Source organism: Neisseria yangbaofengii (assembly GCF_014898075.1).
GTDB classification, from domain to species: Bacteria; Pseudomonadota; Gammaproteobacteria; order Burkholderiales; family Neisseriaceae; genus Neisseria; species Neisseria yangbaofengii.
The window spans coordinates 2,053,659-2,073,051 of the sequence record NZ_CP062976.1; the positions used below are offsets into that span (position 1 = coordinate 2,053,659).

Annotated in this window: 16 protein-coding genes and 2 riboswitches; of the genes, 4 read left to right on the forward strand and 12 right to left on the reverse strand. The window is 51.1% G+C overall.

Annotated elements, in window-relative coordinates; translation table 11 throughout:
* Positions 1-153 precede the first annotated feature (153 nt).
* A complete protein-coding gene (locus tag H4O27_RS10080) occupies positions 154-576 on the reverse strand; it encodes a DciA family protein (RefSeq protein ID WP_165006388.1) in 423 nt (140 codons plus the stop codon).
* A gap of 152 nt (positions 577-728) precedes the next feature.
* Here H4O27_RS10080 and secA point away from each other — a divergent pair, with 152 nt between their 5' ends.
* The 3 genes from secA to H4O27_RS10095 all read left to right on the forward strand — a co-directional run bounded on the left by secA (position 729) and on the right by H4O27_RS10095 (position 5,301).
* Positions 729-3,485 (forward strand): preprotein translocase subunit SecA, encoded by a 2,757-nt coding sequence (gene secA / locus H4O27_RS10085; protein ID WP_165006391.1) that lies wholly within the window; start codon positions 729-731, stop codon positions 3,483-3,485.
* A 104-nt stretch (positions 3,486-3,589) separates the two neighbouring features.
* Positions 3,590-4,687: a chorismate synthase gene (gene aroC / locus H4O27_RS10090; RefSeq protein WP_165006393.1), complete on the forward strand. Its 1,098-nt coding sequence runs from the start codon at positions 3,590-3,592 to the stop codon at positions 4,685-4,687.
* Positions 4,688-4,842: 155 nt separating this feature from the next.
* Complete coding sequence (locus H4O27_RS10095) at positions 4,843-5,301, forward strand: ProQ/FINO family protein (protein WP_165006396.1); 459 nt, start codon at positions 4,843-4,845, stop codon at positions 5,299-5,301.
* An 89-nt stretch (positions 5,302-5,390) separates the two neighbouring features.
* Here H4O27_RS10095 and lpxH read toward each other — a convergent pair whose 3' ends face one another.
* From lpxH to rpsT, 5 genes are all read right to left on the reverse strand, one after another.
* On the reverse strand, positions 5,391-6,101 hold the full coding sequence (gene lpxH, locus H4O27_RS10100; RefSeq protein WP_165006537.1) for a UDP-2,3-diacylglucosamine diphosphatase: 711 nt from the start codon (positions 6,099-6,101) through the stop codon (positions 5,391-5,393).
* A 110-nt stretch (positions 6,102-6,211) separates the two neighbouring features.
* Complete coding sequence (gene aspS, locus H4O27_RS10105; protein WP_165006397.1) at positions 6,212-8,020, reverse strand: aspartate--tRNA ligase; 1,809 nt, start codon at positions 8,018-8,020, stop codon at positions 6,212-6,214.
* A gap of 74 nt (positions 8,021-8,094) precedes the next feature.
* Complete coding sequence (locus H4O27_RS10110; protein ID WP_165006400.1) at positions 8,095-8,793, reverse strand: DUF502 domain-containing protein; 699 nt, start codon at positions 8,791-8,793, stop codon at positions 8,095-8,097.
* Between the two features lie 165 nt (positions 8,794-8,958).
* Positions 8,959-10,104: a phospholipase A gene (locus tag H4O27_RS10115; RefSeq protein WP_165006402.1), complete on the reverse strand. Its 1,146-nt coding sequence runs from the start codon at positions 10,102-10,104 to the stop codon at positions 8,959-8,961.
* A gap of 265 nt (positions 10,105-10,369) precedes the next feature.
* Positions 10,370-10,633: a 30S ribosomal protein S20 gene (gene rpsT / locus H4O27_RS10120; protein ID WP_096294658.1), complete on the reverse strand. Its 264-nt coding sequence runs from the start codon at positions 10,631-10,633 to the stop codon at positions 10,370-10,372.
* Positions 10,634-10,939: 306 nt separating this feature from the next.
* Between rpsT and H4O27_RS10125 the strand changes: the two genes are divergently transcribed.
* Positions 10,940-12,082: an extracellular solute-binding protein gene (locus H4O27_RS10125; RefSeq protein ID WP_165006405.1), complete on the forward strand. Its 1,143-nt coding sequence runs from the start codon at positions 10,940-10,942 to the stop codon at positions 12,080-12,082.
* A gap of 101 nt (positions 12,083-12,183) precedes the next feature.
* Here H4O27_RS10125 and gcvP read toward each other — a convergent pair whose 3' ends face one another.
* The 6 genes from gcvP to gcvT form a co-directional block, all read right to left on the reverse strand.
* Positions 12,184-15,033 (reverse strand): aminomethyl-transferring glycine dehydrogenase, encoded by a 2,850-nt coding sequence (gene gcvP, locus H4O27_RS10130; RefSeq protein WP_165006407.1) that lies wholly within the window; start codon positions 15,031-15,033, stop codon positions 12,184-12,186.
* 192 nt (positions 15,034-15,225) lie between these two features.
* Positions 15,226-15,426: a hypothetical protein gene (locus H4O27_RS10135; RefSeq protein ID WP_165006409.1), complete on the reverse strand. Its 201-nt coding sequence runs from the start codon at positions 15,424-15,426 to the stop codon at positions 15,226-15,228.
* A gap of 54 nt (positions 15,427-15,480) precedes the next feature.
* Complete coding sequence (locus H4O27_RS10140) at positions 15,481-16,653, reverse strand: MFS transporter (RefSeq protein WP_206224731.1); 1,173 nt, start codon at positions 16,651-16,653, stop codon at positions 15,481-15,483.
* A 134-nt stretch (positions 16,654-16,787) separates the two neighbouring features.
* The gene (locus H4O27_RS10145) at positions 16,788-17,339 is read right to left on the reverse strand and encodes a DNA-3-methyladenine glycosylase I (protein ID WP_165006412.1); all 552 of its coding nucleotides are present in this window, start codon (positions 17,337-17,339) and stop codon (positions 16,788-16,790) included.
* Positions 17,340-17,410: 71 nt separating this feature from the next.
* Complete coding sequence (gene gcvH, locus H4O27_RS10150; RefSeq protein WP_165006414.1) at positions 17,411-17,794, reverse strand: glycine cleavage system protein GcvH; 384 nt, start codon at positions 17,792-17,794, stop codon at positions 17,411-17,413.
* A 92-nt stretch (positions 17,795-17,886) separates the two neighbouring features.
* Positions 17,887-18,987, reverse strand: a complete 1,101-nt coding sequence (gene gcvT, locus H4O27_RS10155; protein WP_165006417.1) for a glycine cleavage system aminomethyltransferase GcvT — start codon at positions 18,985-18,987, stop codon at positions 17,887-17,889.
* Positions 18,988-19,046: 59 nt separating this feature from the next.
* A riboswitch (glycine riboswitch) is annotated at positions 19,047-19,211 on the reverse strand.
* Positions 19,212-19,308: riboswitch (glycine riboswitch) on the reverse strand.
* Positions 19,309-19,393: the final 85 nt, after the last annotated feature.

The window sequence follows — 19,393 nt, forward strand, 5'->3', positions numbered from 1 at the left end:
ACAAAAGAGAAGTATGCGACTTTATTCTGCTATAAACTTTGATTTAAATCAAAGTTTAAATAAAGATTTACACCTACTTACAAAGTGAGAATCCATTCCATCTAATCGGACTGTTTTTTCATTCCGATATTAACTTTATTTAACAAATAAACCTTATCTATAATGCTTTTTCGCCAATTTTTCTAAACGTTCGGCCAATTTCGGATACTGCTCCTGCAGCCTGGCTGCAGTGTCTTCAAAGCTTTGCAACGCTGCTTCGCTCAATTGCAGGGTATTTTTGCGCTCGGGCTTGGGCGTTTTGGGCAACACCCTCACCTGCACATCAGAAATATCCGCGCGCAACAGCTTCAATTGCGGCAGTAGCGAGGGCAAAATCATTTTCAAGCGCGATGAAGCCATATTATTGGCGGCAAGCAAAACCAGTTTGCCGTTTTCGACACAGGTTGCCTGAAAATGCGCGCACAAGTTGGCTGGCAGAATATTTTTCACTTCCTTATCCAACCTGTGCCACTGTTGCGCTTGTTGCAACAATGCCTGCAAATGTCTGTCGCGTTTGCCCAATTGTTCTAAATTCATGTTTCAAACGGCCTTTTTATCGGTGATTTTGTCAGCGAATATTGAAATACGGTAAAACTGTCTCTATTTCAGACGGCATGACTACCTTACACAATCGCTTGTGTTAAAATCCGGCTTTCGCCACTATTTTATATCAGGCGCAGGAACTATTCATGCTGACAAACATTGCAAAGAAAATCTTCGGCAGCCGCAACGACCGCTTGCTGAAACAATACCGTAAATCCGTTGCAAAAATCAATGCCCTTGAAACCGATATGCAGGCTTTGAGCGACGAGGCATTACAAGGGAAAACCGCAGAATTCAAACAACGCTTGGCCGAAGGCGCTACTTTAGACGATATTTTGGTCGAAGCATTTGCCGTCTGCCGCGAAGCCAGCCGCCGCGTATTGGGCATGCGCCACTTTGACGTGCAGCTCATCGGCGGCATGGTGCTGCACAACGGCAAAATCGCCGAGATGCGCACCGGTGAAGGTAAAACCTTGGTCGCCACTTTGGCCGTTTATCTCAATGCCCTTTCCGGCAAAGGCGTTCACGTCGTGACCGTCAACGATTACTTGGCCGCACGCGATGCGGGCATTATGGAGCCTTTGTATCATTTCTTGGGCTTGAGCGTAGGCGTGATTGTGTCCGACATGGAACCTTTCTACCGCCAAACCGCTTACAGCTCCGACATCACCTACGGCACCAACAACGAATTCGGCTTCGACTACCTGCGCGACAACATGGTTACCGACCAATACGACAAGGTTCAGCGCGATTTGAATTTTGCCGTGGTCGATGAAGTCGATTCCATCTTGATTGACGAAGCGCGCACCCCGTTGATTATTTCCGGCCAAGCCGATGACAACGTACAGCTTTATCAAGTGATGGACAGCGTTCCGGCGCACTTAATCCGCCAAGAAACCGAAGAAGGCGAAGGCGATTACTGGGTGGACGAAAAAGCCCACCAAGTGATTTTGAGCGAAGCCGGCCACGAACACGCCGAACAGATTCTCACCCAAATGGGCCTGCTGCAGGAAAACGATTCGCTCTACTCCGCCGCCAATATTTCCCTGATGCACCACCTGATGGCGGCATTGCGCGCGCATACTTTGTTCCACTTGGATCAGCATTATGTGATTCAAGACGGCGAAATCGTTATTGTCGATGAATTCACAGGCCGTCTGATGGCCGGCCGCCGCTGGTCGGAAGGCCTGCACCAAGCCGTTGAAGCCAAAGAAGGCGTGGAAATCAAGCGCGAAAACCAAACGCTGGCATCCATCACCTTCCAAAACTATTTCCGTCTGTACACCAAATTATCGGGCATGACCGGCACCGCCGACACCGAAGCGTTTGAATTCCAAAGCATTTACGGCTTGGAAACCGTGATTATCCCAACCAACCGCCCGATTCAGCGTAAAGATTTCAACGACCAGATTTTCCGTTCCACAGACGAAAAATTTGAAGCCGTGGTGAAAGACATTCAAGAATGCTACAGCAAAGGCCAACCGGTCTTAGTCGGCACCACCAGCATTGAAAACTCTGAATTAGTTTCGCGCATGCTGACCGAAGCCGGTCTGCCGCACAATGTATTGAACGCCAAAGAACATGAACGCGAAGCCTTAATCGTGGCACAAGCCGGTAAAGTCGGCGCAATTACTGTGGCCACCAACATGGCCGGCCGCGGTACCGACATCGTATTGGGCGGCAACCTGAAACACCAAACTGATGCCATCCAAGCCGACGAAAGCTTAAGCGACGAAGATAAAACCGCACAAACCGCCGCTTTGGAAAACGGCTGGCAGGCCGAACACGACCAAGTCGTTGCTGCAGGCGGTTTGCACATCATCGGTACCGAGCGCCACGAAAGCCGCCGTATCGATAACCAGTTGCGCGGTCGTGCCGGCCGTCAGGGCGACCCGGGTTCCAGCCGCTTCTACCTCTCGTTTGAAGACCCGCTGCTGCGCCTGTTTGCACTCGACCGCGCCGCCGCCATCCTCAACCGCCTGGCACCGGAACGCGGCGTCGCCATCGAACACGGTATGCTGACCCGCCAAATCGAAGGCGCGCAACGCAAAGTCGAAGGCCGCAACTTTGATATGCGCAAACAGGTATTGGAATACGATGACGTAGCCAACGACCAGCGTAAAGTGATTTACCACCAACGCAACGATATCCTGACCAACAAAGACGTTACCGGCTTAACCAAAGACATCCGCGCCGAAGTCATCAGTGATTTGGTCGATGCCCACATGCCGCCGGATACCATGGAAGAGCAATGGGATTTGCCGACGCTGCAAAGCAAATTACTGGCCGATTTCCGCCTAAATGCCGACATTGCGGGCTGGCTGCAAGCCGACAATACCCTAGACGGCCAAACTGTCAAAGAACGTTTGATTGATCATATCGAAACCGAATATGCCGAAAAAGTCGAATTGGTCGGCAAACAGCAAATGGCCGATTTCGAACGCAACGTCATGCTGCAAGTCATCGACAACCAATGGCGTGAGCATTTGGCGGCGATGGATTACCTGCGTCAAGGCATTCACTTGCGCAGCTACGCGCAAAAAAATCCGAAGCAGGAATACAAACGCGAAGCTTTCGCCATGTTTGAAAACCTGTGGAGCAGCATCAAGCACAATATTGCTTCGCTGCTGACTTCGGTGCAAATCGAGCGCAACGATACCCCTGCCGAAGATTTTGCCGCCCATCCAATCACCGATATACAGGAAATGCATTCCGATGCACCGGATATCGAAGACTTGCTCGGCGAATCGAAGAGCGACTTGGCTGCCGGTGCCTTTAATCCGGCCGGTAACGACTTCAGCCCCGAAGCCCTTGCCGCCAAAGGCCAAATCATTCATCGCAACGACCCGTGCCCGTGCGGCAGCGGTTTGAAATACAAACAGTGCCACGGCAAACTAAGCTGATAAAAGCGTCAAACAGGCCGTCTGAAAACCGATTTTCAGACGGCCTTTTATGCTAAAATCCCCATCTTATTCCTTTATCTATCCAATCCACAGAGCAGAAATATATGGCAGGCAATACTTTCGGACAACTTTTCAGCGTAACCACCTTCGGCGAAAGCCACGGCCCGGCATTGGGCTGCATTATCGACGGCTGTCCGCCGGGTCTGGCCTTGAGCGAAGCCGATATCCAAGGCGATCTCGACCGGCGCAAACCCGGCACCAGCCGCCACGTTACCCAGCGCCGAGAAGCCGACCAAGTAGAAATTCTTTCCGGCGTATTTGAAGGCAAAACCACCGGCACGCCGATTGCCCTGTTAATCCGCAACACCGACCAGCGCAGCAAGGATTACGGCAATATCGCCCAAAGTTTCCGCCCCGGCCACGCCGATTATGCCTATTGGCACAAATACGGCATTCGGGATTATCGCGGCGGCGGCCGCAGCTCCGCCCGTGAAACCGCCGCCCGTGTTGCCGCCGGTGCCGTTGCCAAAAAATGGCTGCATGAAACCTTCGGCGTGACAATCACCGCCTACGTTACCCAAATCGGTGAAAAAGAAATCGCCTTTGAAGGTTATGAATGGATTGCCCAAAATCCGTTTTTTGCCGCCAACCACAGCCAAATCGAAGATTTGGAACAATATATGGACAGCGTGCGCAAATCTCTGGATTCGGTCGGTGCCAAGCTGCATATCGAAGCGAAAAACATTCCGCTGGGCTTGGGCGAGCCGGTATTCGACCGCCTCGATGCCGATATTGCCCATGCCATGATGAGCATTAACGCCGTCAAAGGCGTAGAAATCGGTGCCGGTTTCGGCTGCGTAAGCCAAAAAGGCAGCGAACACGGCGACGAGCTGACACCGCAGGGCTTCTTGTCCAACCATGCCGGCGGCGTACTCGGCGGCATCAGCACCGGTCAGGACATCCACATCAACATCGCCGTCAAACCGACCAGCAGCATTGCCACGCCCCGTCGCAGCATCGACATCGACGGCAATCCGGTCGAACTCGCCACCCACGGCCGCCACGACCCCTGCGTCGGCCTGCGCGCCGCCCCGATTGCCGAAGCCATGTTGGCCTTGGTACTGATGGATCATGCGTTGCGCCATCGCGCCCAAAACGCCGATATTAACGTCAACACACCCGACATCGCCCGTTTCAAATAATCCGCATGTTCAGACGGTCTGTTAGGAGAAATCATGCCGTCTGAACGAATTCACACACAAAAACTTCGCCAAATCAGCCGCTTTATACTACAATGACAAGCATTCACCGTGTACCAGGAGGTGCACGGCTTCAGACTGACAGGAATACAGACAACATGACACCAGAAACCGCTTTGGGCGCCGCACTCAAAACCGCCGTCCAAACCATGAGCAAAAAGAAACAAACCGACATGATTGCCGATCATATTTACAGCAAATACGACGTATTCAAGCGCTTTAAACCGCTGGCTGTCGGTATCGACCAAGACCTAGTTGCCGCCCTGCCGCAATACGACGCCAATCTGATTGCTCGTGTACTGGCAAACCACTGCCGCCGTCCGCGCTACCTCAAAGCGCTGGCACGCGGCGGCAAACGCTTTGATTTGAACAACCGTTTCAAAGGCGAAGTCAGCCCGGAAGAACAAGCCATTGCGCAGCAGCATCCTGCCGTGCAGCAAGCCATGGCCGATCAAGCCGAACGCCAAGCAGCCAAAGCTGCCGAACAAGTCGAAGCACCAGCTGCTGAAACTGTTGCAAAAGCCGTTCCTGCTGCCGAAACACAAACCAAAGCTTAATTACGCGTGTTCGCTATATTAAGAAAGGCCGTCTGAAAATTTCGATTTCAGACGGCCTTTCTATTATTTACGCAGGTTGAGTAACTCTTTCAATTACTTCTGACGAATTCAAAGCCTTGCTCATCCACTCTTAATACCGAAGCATAATCTGCTTTCCAATCGCCCAACACAATCCGCGTAAAATCCTTATTTACATGGATATTTTCCCGATGGGTGTGCCCATGAATTAACAGCGGCACACCATATTGCTTAACAATTTGCGCGGTAAATTCAGGGTTCACATCCATGATTTCAGCCGATTTTTGTTGTTTATCCTGCTTGCTGGCGAGGCGGATTTTATGGGCGATTTTCAAACGTACCGGCAACGGCAGCATTAAAAACAGCTTCTGCCGCCATTTTTGATGCACTTTTTTGCGAAAATGCTGATAGCGCACATCATCGATACACAAAGTATCGCCATGACACAGCAAAGCTTGTCGGCCGAATAAACCCACCACCTGATAATCGGGCAACAATTTCATTCCGCACGCGTGCGCAAAGCATTCGCCAATCATAAAATCACGGTTGCCATGCTGAAAATAACAGGCCACACCTTGATCGCTCACATTGCGAATCGCTTGCTTCACCGAATCAATCAAGGACGAGGCTTCATCATCACCGACCCAAAAATCAAACAAATCACCCAAAATATACAGCTCCTGCGCATACGGTGCTTTTTCCTGCATAAAACGCAGAAACAGCGCCGTCAGCTCGGGGCGCGATTCGCTCAAATGTAAGTCGGCAATAAAATAAATCGGCATAGAACGGTTCATCAAATCAATTTCAGCCATTATAAATTTTCAGACGGCCTGTGTATATAAAGGCCGTCTGAAAGAATCACTCTTTCAGACGGCCTCCAATCAAACGGAAATTAAGCTTCTTTATTTTCGGTTGCTTTCTGACGCAGACGCAGGCTCAGTTCGCGCAATTGTTTTTCATCAACCGCATTCGGTGCGTTGGTCAGCAGGCATTGCGCACGCTGGGTTTTCGGGAAGGCAATCACATCACGGATGGATTCCGCACCCGCCATCAGCGTTACCAAACGGTCTAAGCCGAAGGCCAAGCCGCCGTGCGGCGGTGCGCCGAATTTCAGGTTGTCCAGCAGGAAGCCGAATTTCTCTTGCTGCTCTTCCGGGCTGATTTTCAGGGCGGAGAACACTTTTTCCTGAACGTCGGCACGGTGGATACGGATTGAGCCGCCGCCGATTTCCCAGCCGTTCAATACCATATCGTAGGCTCGTGCCAAGCAGTTTTCCGGTTCGCTTTCCATCAAATCTTCATGGCCGGCTTTCGGTGCGGTAAACGGATGGTGGACGGCGGTATAGCGGTCGGCTTCGTCGTCGTATTCGAACATCGGGAAATCGACCACCCACAAAGGTTTCCATTCATCGGCAAAATAACCGTTTTCCGCACCGTGTTCCAAGCCGACTTTGATACGCAGGGCACCGATGGCTTCATTGACGATTTTGGCTTTGTCGGCACCGAAGAAAATGATGTCGCCGTTTTGTGCCTGAGTGCGCTCGATGATTTCTTTCAAAGCCGCTTCCGACAGGAATTTGACAATCGGGCTTTGCAGGCCGCTGTCTTCGCCGTTGCTCAAGTTGGTCACATCATTGACTTTGATATATGCCAAGCCTTTTGCACCGTAAATACCGACAAATTTAGTGTATTCGTCGATTTCTTTGCGGCTGAATTTGGCACCGTTCGGCACACGCAGCGCCACCACACGGCCGCCTTTCATATCGGCTGCACCTCGGAATACTTTGAATTCTTCGGTTTTCATCAAATCGGTCAGCTCGACAAATTTCAGGCTGATGCGCAAATCGGGTTTGTCCGAACCGTAGTAGAACATAGCTTCGGAAAACGGCATACGCGGGAAGTCGCCCAACTCGACACCGATGGCGTCTTTAAAGACTTTTTTCGCCATGCCTTCGGTGATGTCCATGATTTCGTCCTCGTTCAAAAACGAGGTTTCCAAGTCGATTTGGGTAAATTCGGGCTGACGGTCGGCACGCAAATCTTCGTCACGGAAGCATTTGGTGATTTGGTAATAGCGGTCGAAACCGGCCACCATCAGCAGTTGTTTGAACAGTTGCGGCGATTGCGGCAAGGCGAAAAATTCGCCGGGGTGGACACGGCTCGGCACCAGATAATCCCGTGCGCCTTCAGGTGTGGAGCGGGTCAGCATCGGCGTTTCGATGTCGATAAAGCCCTGTTCGTCCAAATAGCGGCGTACGCCCATGGCAACTTGGTAACGCAGTTTCAGATTGTGCTGCATCACCGGACGGCGCAGGTCAATCACACGGTTGGTCAGGCGCACGTTTTCGCTGATGTTTTCATCGTCGATTTGGAACGGCGGCGTGGCAGCGGCATTCAGCACTTCGATTTCTTTGGCCAGAATTTCGATTTTGCCGGAAACCATTTTGTCGTTGGTCGTACCTTCCGGACGGTTGCGCACCCGGCCGGTAATGCTCAAAACGTATTCGTTGCGCACGGAATCGGCGGTTTCAAATGCTTCTTTGGTATCAGGGTCAATCACCACCTGCACAATGCCTTCACGGTCGCGCAAGTCGATAAAAATCACCCCGCCGTGGTCGCGGCGGCGGTGTACCCAACCTTTTACGGTTACGGTTTGGTCTAAATATTGCTCGCTGATCAAGCCGCAATAATTGGTACGCATAAAATCACCTTTTTGTGTTTGATTTGATTTGGTTTGAAATGGTTATGCCGTCTGAAAGATTCAGACGGCCTGTATTACTGTCCGGCAGGTTTTGATAAAGGCTTGTCCGCATCATCTACCAATGCTTTGGGCGTATATTCATCAGGCATCACCATACCCAGAGAAATCACATATTTCAGAGCTTCGTCCACGCTCATATCAAGCTCGCGGATGTCGCTTTTTTTCACCATGATGTAATAGCCGCCGGTCGGATTGGGCGTGGTCGGCACATACACCGAAATATATTCGTCCTCTTGAGGCAACGACACTTTGACCGAATCGGGAATATGGCCGGAAACAAAGGCCAGCGTCCAAATATCCGGCTGCGGGAAAGGCACCAATACCGGCGTTTTAAACGAGCGGCTGCTGTCGGAAAGCAAAGATTCCGACACTTTTTTCACACTGGAATAAATCGATTTCACCACCGGAATGCGGCCGAGTATGCCGTCCCAAGCGGAAATAATGCGTTTGCCTAAAACGTTGGCACCGAAAAGGCCGGTGGCAAACAGCACCGCAATCGCCACAATCACGCCCAAGCCCGGGATATTGAAGCCTAAGAAATGCTGCGGCTGCCAATGTACCGGCAAGAGATTAATCAATTGGTCGGCTGCGGTGACGATGTAGGTAATCACCCAAATGGTGACCGCAATCGGCAACCACACCAAAACACCCGTAATCAGGTATCTTTTCAATAATTTAGCAATTTTACCGCTTTCCGCTGGTTGTTCTGCCATGTTTTCCTATCCGCCAAATACGCAATATGACCGCCCAAACGCGTTATTATACGCGTTTGGGCGGTAAGAAACGAGTGTTTTTCATGAGTTGTGGCATAAACGCTTATGCTTGCGCCAGCCATGCGCACAACCCTGCTTTGCTTAACTGCTTTCGCCAACCTTGGTTTAAATGCCGTCCCAATCGTTGAACATCAAGCCGAAACCGATGCCGTTTTGCTTGTGGTTGTAGTCAATCAAACTTTCACCGTAACCATGAAAACCGCGCACCACACCTTTGAGTTTGCCCTTAATAGGGAAGGTGTAAGCAGCCTCCACCGCGCCGTGGCCGGTTTTCGGATTGTAGCGCAACACAGAATAGACGTTTTGCTTATCATTCAAACGGTATTGTACTTTCAGATCGCCATAACCCATATAATCGGAAATGTCCGGATTATCGTCTTCATCGCCATTGGCATCGGTACGTACCCAAACACGCGGAATCACGGTCAATTTATCCCATTCCATACCGGCCATGGCATAAATACGGTTCCACGAGCGCGATTCAGGGCGGCTTTGGCCATTGGATTGATGGGCAAAACCGGCGCCGACCATGCGCAATTTACCGCCAAACGGCAAATCGGCTTTCACCGGCTGGGTCAGGAAAATTTCCGGCTCGTAATCGGTATTGCGAAACGGCGCCGATTTACGGCCTTGGTTATACAGCTGCCAATCGGATTTTTGCGTATAGCCGAACCATAAATCCGCACGCGTTTTAAATACGTCTTCCATCAGCTTGCTTTTAAACGACATTTGCATTTTGGCTTCTAAGCGCTTCTGCTCGGTAAATTTTTCTTCCGTGGTCACACCGCGCGAAGGCGATTCCGGGGAGTAATTCGGGCTGGAATTGTACCAAGCAGGCATTAGATACATCGGCGCATGCTCGCGCACCGTCAAAATTCCGCGCGCGTCGTTGATATCCAAATCATACATCATACTCAAAGGCGTATAGGCTTCTGCCGCTTCACGCAAGGCGGATTCGGAAAGCAAATGTTCATCGGCCTTTTCATCGAAAACAATGGTGGTTTCTTTATTTTCGATACTGGCATTAATCGTTTGCGCCAAATCTACCGGCTGCTTGGTTTCTAAGATATCCAAGGTCGCCGCCGGTTGTGCGGGCGGCAACTGCGCGGCATAAATTTTATCGTAACAGGCCAAACGCATGGCGTTATCGGCCATGGCAGCGCATTGCAATGCAGCCGCATCCAAAGCCGAAGCAGCAGGCGTAGCCAATACACAGCCCGCTCCTAACCATAAATAATGTTTCAACATCATGTTCACCGTTTACGTCGATCGTATAATCCGCCGGCTGTCGGCTTGGCCGGATTATACGAATAAACCCGATTGCTCTATTATTTTTTTCAGACAGCACTCATTCAATTCAGGCCGTCTGAAAATTCAATTAAGGCCATCTGAAAAACAATCACTGCCTGAAAGATGCAGCAATGCCCCTGAAATACCTTTGCGGTCAGGGGCAATCGCTTAGTGCAGGTGTCGCCCACCTGCAGAGTTGCCGCCTTATGCGGCTGGCTGCAAAAGCTTAAGCCAAGGCTTTAACTTTAGCAGACAAACGGCTCTTGTGACGAGCAGCTTTGTTTTTGTGGAACACGCCTTTATCGGCAATGCGGTCAATAATTTTTACTGATTCGCGGTAAGTTGCTTGAGCAGCAGCTTTGTCACCAGCTTCAACAGCTTTCAACACTTTTTTGATTGCAGTGCGGAATGCAGTACGCAAGCTGGCGTTGTGGGCACGTTGTTTAACCGACTGGCGGGCACGTTTGCGGGCTTGTGCGCTGTTTGCCATATTGAATATCTCCTGAATGAAAAACAAATTCTGTAAACGCGCAATTTTAAAGACGATTGTCCCTATATGCAAGCCTTTTCTCTGTAAACTTGCTGATTTACGCCGCATGTTCACCCAAAAACCACACCCACAACTACCGCACCCTGACTTCATGAAAACTGCCGGTAGAATTTTTTGCGTAAATTTTCCGATATGGCTTTGATTTTGATTAAGCTTACATTACAATGCCCTTGCAGCTTGCCGGGGTGTTTATGGGGCAGGTCTGTTTCTTTTTATTTTAACTCTTTCATCAGGAAACCAACCCGTATGAAAAAATCCGTATTAGCCGTATTGGCCGCATTTTCACTGGCCGCATGCGGCGGTGGCGAGAAAAAAGCCGAGCAACCTCAAGCAGGCAGCGCGCCTGCTGCCAATGCTGAAGCAGCCGCTACCGATACCTTAAACATCTACAACTGGTCCAACTACGTGGACGAATCCACCGTTGAATACTTCAAAAAACAAAACAATTTGAAGCTGACCTACGATTTGTATGAAAACAACGAAACCCTCGAAGCCAAAATGCTGACCGGCAAATCAGGCTACGACTTAGTTGTACCGGGTATCGCCTTTTTGCCGCGCCAAATTGAAGCCGGCGCCTACCAAAAAGTCAATAAAGATCTGATTCCGAACTATAAAAACATCGACCCTGAACTGTTGAAAATGCTGGAAACAGCCGACCCGGGCAATGAATATGCCGTGCCTTACTTCTCAGGCGTGAATACTTTGGCGATTACCGCCAAAGGCAAAGAGCTGCTGGGTGGCCAATTACCTGAAAACGGCTGGGATTTGCTGTTCAAACCGGAATACACCAATAAGCTGAAATCATGCGGCATCGCCTTGTGGGATACGCCGTCTGAAATGTTCCCGCTGCTGCTGAACTACTTGGGCAAAGACCCTAAAGGCAGCAATCCTGACGACATCAAAGCCGCAGCCGAAGTATTGAAAGCCATCCGCCCTGACGTGAAACGCTTCAGCCCGTCCATCATTGACGAATTGGCTCGCGGCGACATCTGCCTAGCAGCCGGTAACGGCGGCGATTTGAACTTGGCCAAAGCCCGTTCGGAAGAAGTGAAAAACAACGTCGGCGTAGAAGTTTTAACGCCGAAAGGCATGGGCTTCTGGATTGAATCCTGGCTGATTCCTGCCGATGCGAAAAACGTCGTGAATGCCCACAAATACATCAACTACACGCTGGATCCGGAAATCGCTGCGAAAAACGGCATTGCCGTAACTTTCGCTCCTGCCAGCAAACCGGCACGAGACAAAATGCCTGCCGAACTGGTCAATACCCGTTCTATCTTCCCGACTGCGGAAGACATGAAAAACGGTTTCGTAATGCCGCAAATGGGTTCAGACGCGAAAAAACTGACCGTCAGCCTGTGGCAAAAAATCAAAGTGGGTACCAACTAATCCGCTTTGGTTTTAGCCACTTAAAATGCCGTCTGAAAAATATTTTCAGACGGCATTTTTTATAATACGGCATAAGGCAGGTTCACACCCACCTACCCGAATCAACCTTCATACACTTCCATCGGCGGACACGAGCACACCAAATTGCGGTCGCCATACACATCGTCCACACGGTTCACACTCGGCCAGAATTTATTTTCGCGCACATACGCCAGCGGGAACACGGCTTCTTCGCGACTGTATGGATGCGTCCATTCTTCGGCGGTAACGTTAAACGATGTGTGCGGCGCGTTCACCAGCGGATTGTCGTCTTTCGGCCATTCGCCGTTTTGCACTTTCAACACTTCTTGTTTAATGGCTTTGAGTGCGGCGATAAAGCGGTCAAGCTCGGCTTTGCTTTCCGATTCTGTCGGTTCAATCATCAGCGTACCGGCCACGGGGAAGGAAACAGTCGGGGCGTGGAAGCCGTAGTCCATCAAGCGCTTGGCAATGTCGGTTTCGGTGATGCCGCTTTCGGCTTTAAGCGGACGCAAATCAACGATACATTCGTGCGCCACGCGGCCGTTTTTGCCGGTGTAGAGAATCGGATAGTCTTCACTCAAGGCTTGGGCAACATAGTTGGCGTTGAGCAACGCCCATTCGGTGGCCTGACGCATGCCTTGTTTGCCCATCATGGTGATGTACATCCACGTAATCGGTAAAATTCCTGCCGAACCGTACGGTGCGGCGGATACGGCACTCATACCTTCGGTTGCACCGTCCACCGGGGCGACAACGTGGCTTGGGGCAAATGGTGCCAGATGGGCTTTCAAACCGATCGGCCCCATGCCCGGACCGCCGCCGCCATGCGGGATGCAGAAGGTTTTGTGCAGGTTCATGTGTAACACGTCCGCGCCTACTTCGGCCGGCTGCATGATGCCCACTTGGGCGTTCATGTTCGCGCCATCCATATACACTTGGCCGCCGTTGTCGTGGATGATGCGGCAGATGTCGCGGATGCCTTCTTCGTACACGCCGTGGGTGGACGGATAGGTAATCATCAGCGCGCCGAGATGATCTTTGTTTTGCTCGGCTTTTTGCTGCAAATCGGCTATGTCGACGTTGCCGTTTTCATCGGTTTTGACCACGATGATTTTCATGCCGAGCATGGCGGCCGTGGCGGGATTGGTGCCGTGCGCCGATTGCGGAATCAGGCAGACGTTGCGTTCGGTATCGCCATTGGCTTCGTGATAGCGGCGGATGGCCAGCAAGCCGGTGTATTCGCCTGATGCACCGGAATTGGGTTGCAGGCTGATGGCATCAAAACCGGTAATGGCTTTGAGCTGGGTTTGCAAACCTTGCAGCAATTCGCGGTAGCCTTCGGTTTGTTCGCTCGGTGCAAACGGGTGCAGATTGGCAAATTCCGGCCATGTAATCGGAATCATCTCGCTGGTGGCGTTGAGTTTCATGGTACAGCTGCCCAGTGAAATCATACTGCGGTTCATCGCCAAATCACGCTCTTCCAGTTTTTTCAGGTAGCGCAGCATTTCGTGTTCGGTGTGGTAACGGTTGAACACTTCATGCGTGAGAATTTCGTCTTGGCGCAACAGGTTTTGTTTCAGACGGCCTGTTACTTCGCCACTGCAATCGATGTCGGTTTTGCCGGTAAACAAAGCAGTTAATACCGCCAATTCGTCCACCGCCGATTCTTCGCTAAATGCCACGGCGATTTGGGTTTCACCCACTCGGCGCAAGTTGTAGCCTGCGTTTAAGGCGTTTTGATAGACGTCAGCCGCTTTGTCGCCGCACTCAACCAAAACGGTATCGAAGAAGGTTTCATGCACAACTTGCAGGCCGCTTGAAACCAAAGCATCGGCAAACGCGGAAGCCAGCGCATGAATGCGTTGCGCAATGCGTTTCACGCCTTCGGGACCATGATAAACCGCATACATGCCGGCCAAATTCGCCAGCAAGGCTTGCGCGGTGCAAATGTTGGATGTGGCTTTTTCGCGGCGGATGTGCTGCTCGCGGGTCGATAAGGCCATGCGCAAGGCCGGCTTGCCCGATGCATCTTTCGATACGCCGATAATGCGGCCGGGCGCCGAGCGTTTGAACTCGTCTTTAAACGCAAAATAAGCCGCATGCGGGCCGCCAAAACCCATCGGCACACCGAAACGCTGCGTGTTGCCCAAAGCAATGTCGGCACCCATGCCGGCAGGCGATTTCAGCAATACCAAGCTCATTACATCAGCCGCCACCGCCACAATCGCCCCTGTTTCTTTCAGACGGCCAATCACATCGGTCAAATCAACCACATCGCCGTCTTTGCCGACATATTGCAACAAGGCACCGAAGTATTCGCCGTCGGCCGCGGCGGCAAAATCGCCGACCACCAATTCAAAATCAAAATATTCGGCACGCGTTTTCATCACGTCCAGTGTTTGCGGATAGACGCGTTCGTCAACAAAAAAGCGGTTGGATTTGGATTTGCCCACGCGTTTGGCCATCGCCATCGCTTCGGCAGCGGCAGTTGCTTCGTCCAACAAAGACGCACCGGCGACTTCAAAGCCGCTCAAATCGATACACACCTGCTGGAAATTCAACAACGCCTGCAAGCGCCCTTGTGCGATTTCCGCTTGGTATGGCGTGTAGGCGGTGTACCAGCCCGGATTTTCCAACACATTGCGTACAATCACATTCGGCAAGCGGGTTGGGTAATAGCCCAAGCCGATATAGGATTTGTTGATTTTGTTTTTTGCGGCAATCGACTTGATTTTGGCCAAGGCTTCGGCTTCGGTCAGTGCTTCGGGCAAATCAAGTTCAGACGGCATACGGACAGACTGCGGCACGGTGTGGTTAACAAAATCCGCCATGCTTTTTTCGCCAAGTGCAGCCAACAGCGCCTCCCGGCCGCGAAAACCGATGTGGCGCGCGGAAAATTCGTTCTTATCAAATAATTCATTTAGTTTCATCTACTTAATCCTTTTAAACAGGCGGGCCACAAGCCCACCAATCAGCATTCGGACGGCCTTACTATCAATACAGGCCGTCTGAAAAACAGCTCACTTATGCCTCTCTTTGCAGCATTTGATACACAAACAAACCACCCACCATGCACAACGCACAAGGGCATCCGATTACGCCGTAGAAAAGCGCGATACTTCCTACATAAACACCAGCACGGTCAGCACCCACAAACAATACCCCGGCGCGGCTTGTCCCACCCCTTCGCGGAACGGCATATACGCATCGAGAAAACCATAGCCAACCGCATAATGCTGTATCGTGTGCAGCAACACGGTAAACAATACGCCGATGACCAGCAAAGAAGACAGGAAGCATACGTTGAATTTTAACAAATTCATTGTTTTGATTCAGCTTTTTTACAGATAACCAACAGCATTACCCCTTTGATTCAGTCAGACAGCGGTTTCAGACGGCCTATTGGCCATACCTTTAAACACAATGCCGATGGCGAACGCCTGCACCGCCAGCAATGCCCACACCACGCCGTGCCAATCGGCAGCCTTAAACGCCAAACCGCACAGCCACGCACCGAAGGTGCCGCCGCTGTAATACGCCATATAATACAAGCCCGAAGCCAGCGAACGGCCTTCTTTCACATTGGCAGCAATATAATTGATGGTCGCCGCCTGCGTGATGAACACACCCGACGACATCAACACCAACCCAACGATAATCAGCGGCAAACCGACCGCCAAAGTCAGCAACACACCGGCCATCGATACGCCCACCGCCAGCAAAATCGTTTTCACACTGCCAAAATGCATCATCAGTCTGGCCGACAAAGGCGTAATCACCATGCCGATGAGATACAAGGCAAAAATATTCGCCAACGCACTGCTGCCCAAGCGATAAGGCGCATCAGCCAAATGGAGGTTGATGTAGGTAAAGCAGCCCACCAAGGAAAACAGCACGCAGCCGCCCAACGAACACGCTGCGAACACATAGCGATTATGCAAATGCGATTTCAGCGTATTCAAGGCCGTCTGAAAATTCGGTTTCGGCACAAAATTCTGCGATTTGGGCAACTGCTTCCACACAAACACTGCACAAGCCAAGCTCAACGCCGCCATCACATAAAATGCCGTGCGCCAGCCGAACCACTCCGTCAGATAGCCCAACAGGAAACGGCCGAGAAATCCGCCCAATACTGAGCCCGACACATACATCGCCGTCAGCTGCACGACTTCGTTTTGGCTAAATTCTTCACCGATATAGGCAATCAGCACCACCGTAATCCCCGGCACTGCCAAGCCCTGCAAAAAGCGCAACAGCGTAAACATTTCGATATTCGGCGACCACGCCAGCAGCATGGTAGGCAAGGCCAGATAAATCAGCGATCCGACCACAAAAAGCTTGCGACCAAAGGCATCCGACAGCATCCCCATAAACGGCGACATCAAGGCCACGCCCAACACCGTTGCCCCCACCGACAACCCGGCCTGCACCACCGTGGCATTTAGCTCCGCCATCAACACGGGCAATACCGCCTGCACGGAATACACCTGCAAGAATGCAGACATGCCAATCAGCAAAATAGCGGTTTTTAAAAGGCCGTTCAGTTTCATGATGCGTTCTTTGCGTGTGTTTTTATGTTCGTATTTTATTTATTTGAATTGTTTTATCTTTTATCCGGCCTCCGCCTAAACGGAAGCCGGTCAATTTACAGCTTCCATGCCATCTGAAAGCGGCACATATCTTTTCAGACGGTCTCTGCCCATTTCGCTCCTGCTGCCAATGTTTGCCGATAAATCGGGCAACACTCGTCATGCGCGCCTCTTAAATAACCGGTGCTCATCAAAAACTCACCGACAATTTCGCCGCCGACAAATTTGAAATGTTGCTTAAACAATTTCACCCATGCCGCTTTATCGCGCGGATGATGAGCATCAAGCCAGTTTTTAAATGAGCCGTATTCCGCCCGCAAACGCAAAATCGCGCGTGCATTGTGAATAGCCGCATTGATTTTCAAACGGTTGCGCACAATCCCTGCATTATTCAACAACCTTTTGATATCTTGCACATCAAACGCCGCCACCTTGGCAATATCAAAGCCGGCATAGGCCGTCTGAAACGCTTCTTGCTTCTTCAGCATCAGTGTCCAATTCAAACCCGCTTGGTTGATTTCCAAAATCAATCTGCCAAACAACGCATCGTCATCATCAACCGGAAAACCGTATTGATGGTCGTGGTAATGCCTGTTCGGGTCGTCGCTGTCGGGCGGCAGGCTGTTGGCAAAATCGCAGTAATCCATGATGGCACTCTGTAATGCATAAAGGCCGTCTGAAAAAGAAGTTTCATTTTCAGACGGCCTTTTACAGCGGATTAGTTTACTTCGTCGGCGTATTGTTCGGCAGTCAGCAAACCGTCCAAATCGGCCGGATTGGCCGGTTTGATTTTGAAGAACCAACCTTCGCCGTATGGGTCGCTGTTGGCGGTTTCCGGGGCGCTTGGCAAATCATCGTTTACGGCCACGATTTCACCGGCAATCGGTGCGTATACGTCAGATGCGGCTTTTACCGACTCCACCACACCGGCTTGCTCTTCAGCCGCCAAGTTGGCGCCGATTTCAGGCAACTCGATAAACACGATGTCGCCCAACAATTCTTGCGCGTGATGGGTAATGCCGACAGTCACCGTGCCGTCTGCTTCTTTGCGCAACCATTCGTGGCTGGCAACGTACTTCAATTCTGCTGGGATATTGCTCATGAGAGACTCCTCAAAAAGATAGGATTTGTTATTGGGTTTAATGGGCTTTCAGACGGCCTGACTCATTATTAATTAGGCCGTCTGAAACCTAATCAGTCAAACTGTTTCCGGCCGTTGCGCACAAACGGCAACTTCAACACGCGTACATCCACTTCTTTGCCGCGAATCAACACTTTAGCCGCTTCGCCGTCAAAATCTTTCGGCACACGGGCGATGGCGATGGACTGTTTTAAGCTTGGGGAGAATACTCCGCTGGTGGTGATACCGTTGCCTTTGTCGGTAACGACTTCCATGCCTGCGCGCAACACGCCGCCTTTATCCAGCAACAGACCGGCTTGTTTCACGGCTACGCCTTTTTCTTTCAGCGCAACGACAGCGGCCTTGCCGACAAAATCCCGGGTTTTGTCTTTTAAATCAACCGTCCAGCCCATACCGGCTTCAAGCGGGCTGGTGTCGTCGTCCATGTCGTTGCCGTAAAGGTTCATACCTGCTTCCATGCGCAAAGTGTCGCGCGCACCTAAGCCGCAAGGCTGCACGCCCGCTGCTTGCAGAGCTTTAAAAAATCCAGATGCTTGGCTTGCCGGCAAAATCACTTCCACGCCGTCTTCGCCGGTATAGCCGGTACGGGCGACAAACCAATCATCGCAAAAATGGTGGCCTTGGAATGGTTTGAGCGTGTTTACCTGCTCCGCCCATTCGGGCTTAACAGTCAATAACTTGCCAACCGCCTTCGGGCCTTGCACCGCCAACATCGCCAAATCGGTGCGCGGCGTTAAGTTTACACCGAATGCTTGGCCGATTTTTTGAAACTGGGCGGTGTCTTTTTCGCGGGTCGCGCCGTTGGATACGATACGATATCGTGTTTCGGCTTCATCCATGCGATAGACGATTAAGTCATCGATGACGCCGCCGTTGTCGTTCAATAAGGCAGAATATAATGCTTTGCCGACAAAGGCTAATTTATCGACATCATTGGCCAGCAGTTTGCGGAAAAAGGCTTTGGCTTGTTCGCCGGCCACATCAGTAACCAGCATATGGGATACGTCAAACATACCGGCATCGGTGCGCACGGCTTCGTGTTCGGCGATTTGCGAACCATAATTCACAGGCAATTCCCAGCCGGCAAAATCAACCAGCTTGCCGCCCGCTTCGATATGGTTTTGATGAAAAGGGGTGATATTGGGGGCAGTCATATTCAAGTTCTCCAGTGTCAATCGGTGTCATCATGCGTTTACTGTTTTTATCTGCGCGTATGACCCTATCTGTCCTTGAACCTGAGATTTTCGGCGCCGCATCGTTTCGACCGCAATCTGCTCATTGCGTGCCATTTGGCAACGGGTATCTGAATGGTGGTTCAGACAGCCTTCTCCCCTTCGGTGGGCATGATGTGGCATCGTGCCGCTCTCCAGATGTTTTATTTCAACGAGCAGTCCTTTTACCTGAGCGATTTAAGGGCATCTGCGCCTTCGGTGGCTGCCGGTAGTTGATCAGCAGCACTCTCCTGCACGTTTTCCGATTATGGCTTGATTCTTTTGTTGGAGCAAGCATTCTTTCGGCTTATTTTTAAACAGGCTATTAATAATAAAATATTAATAGTAA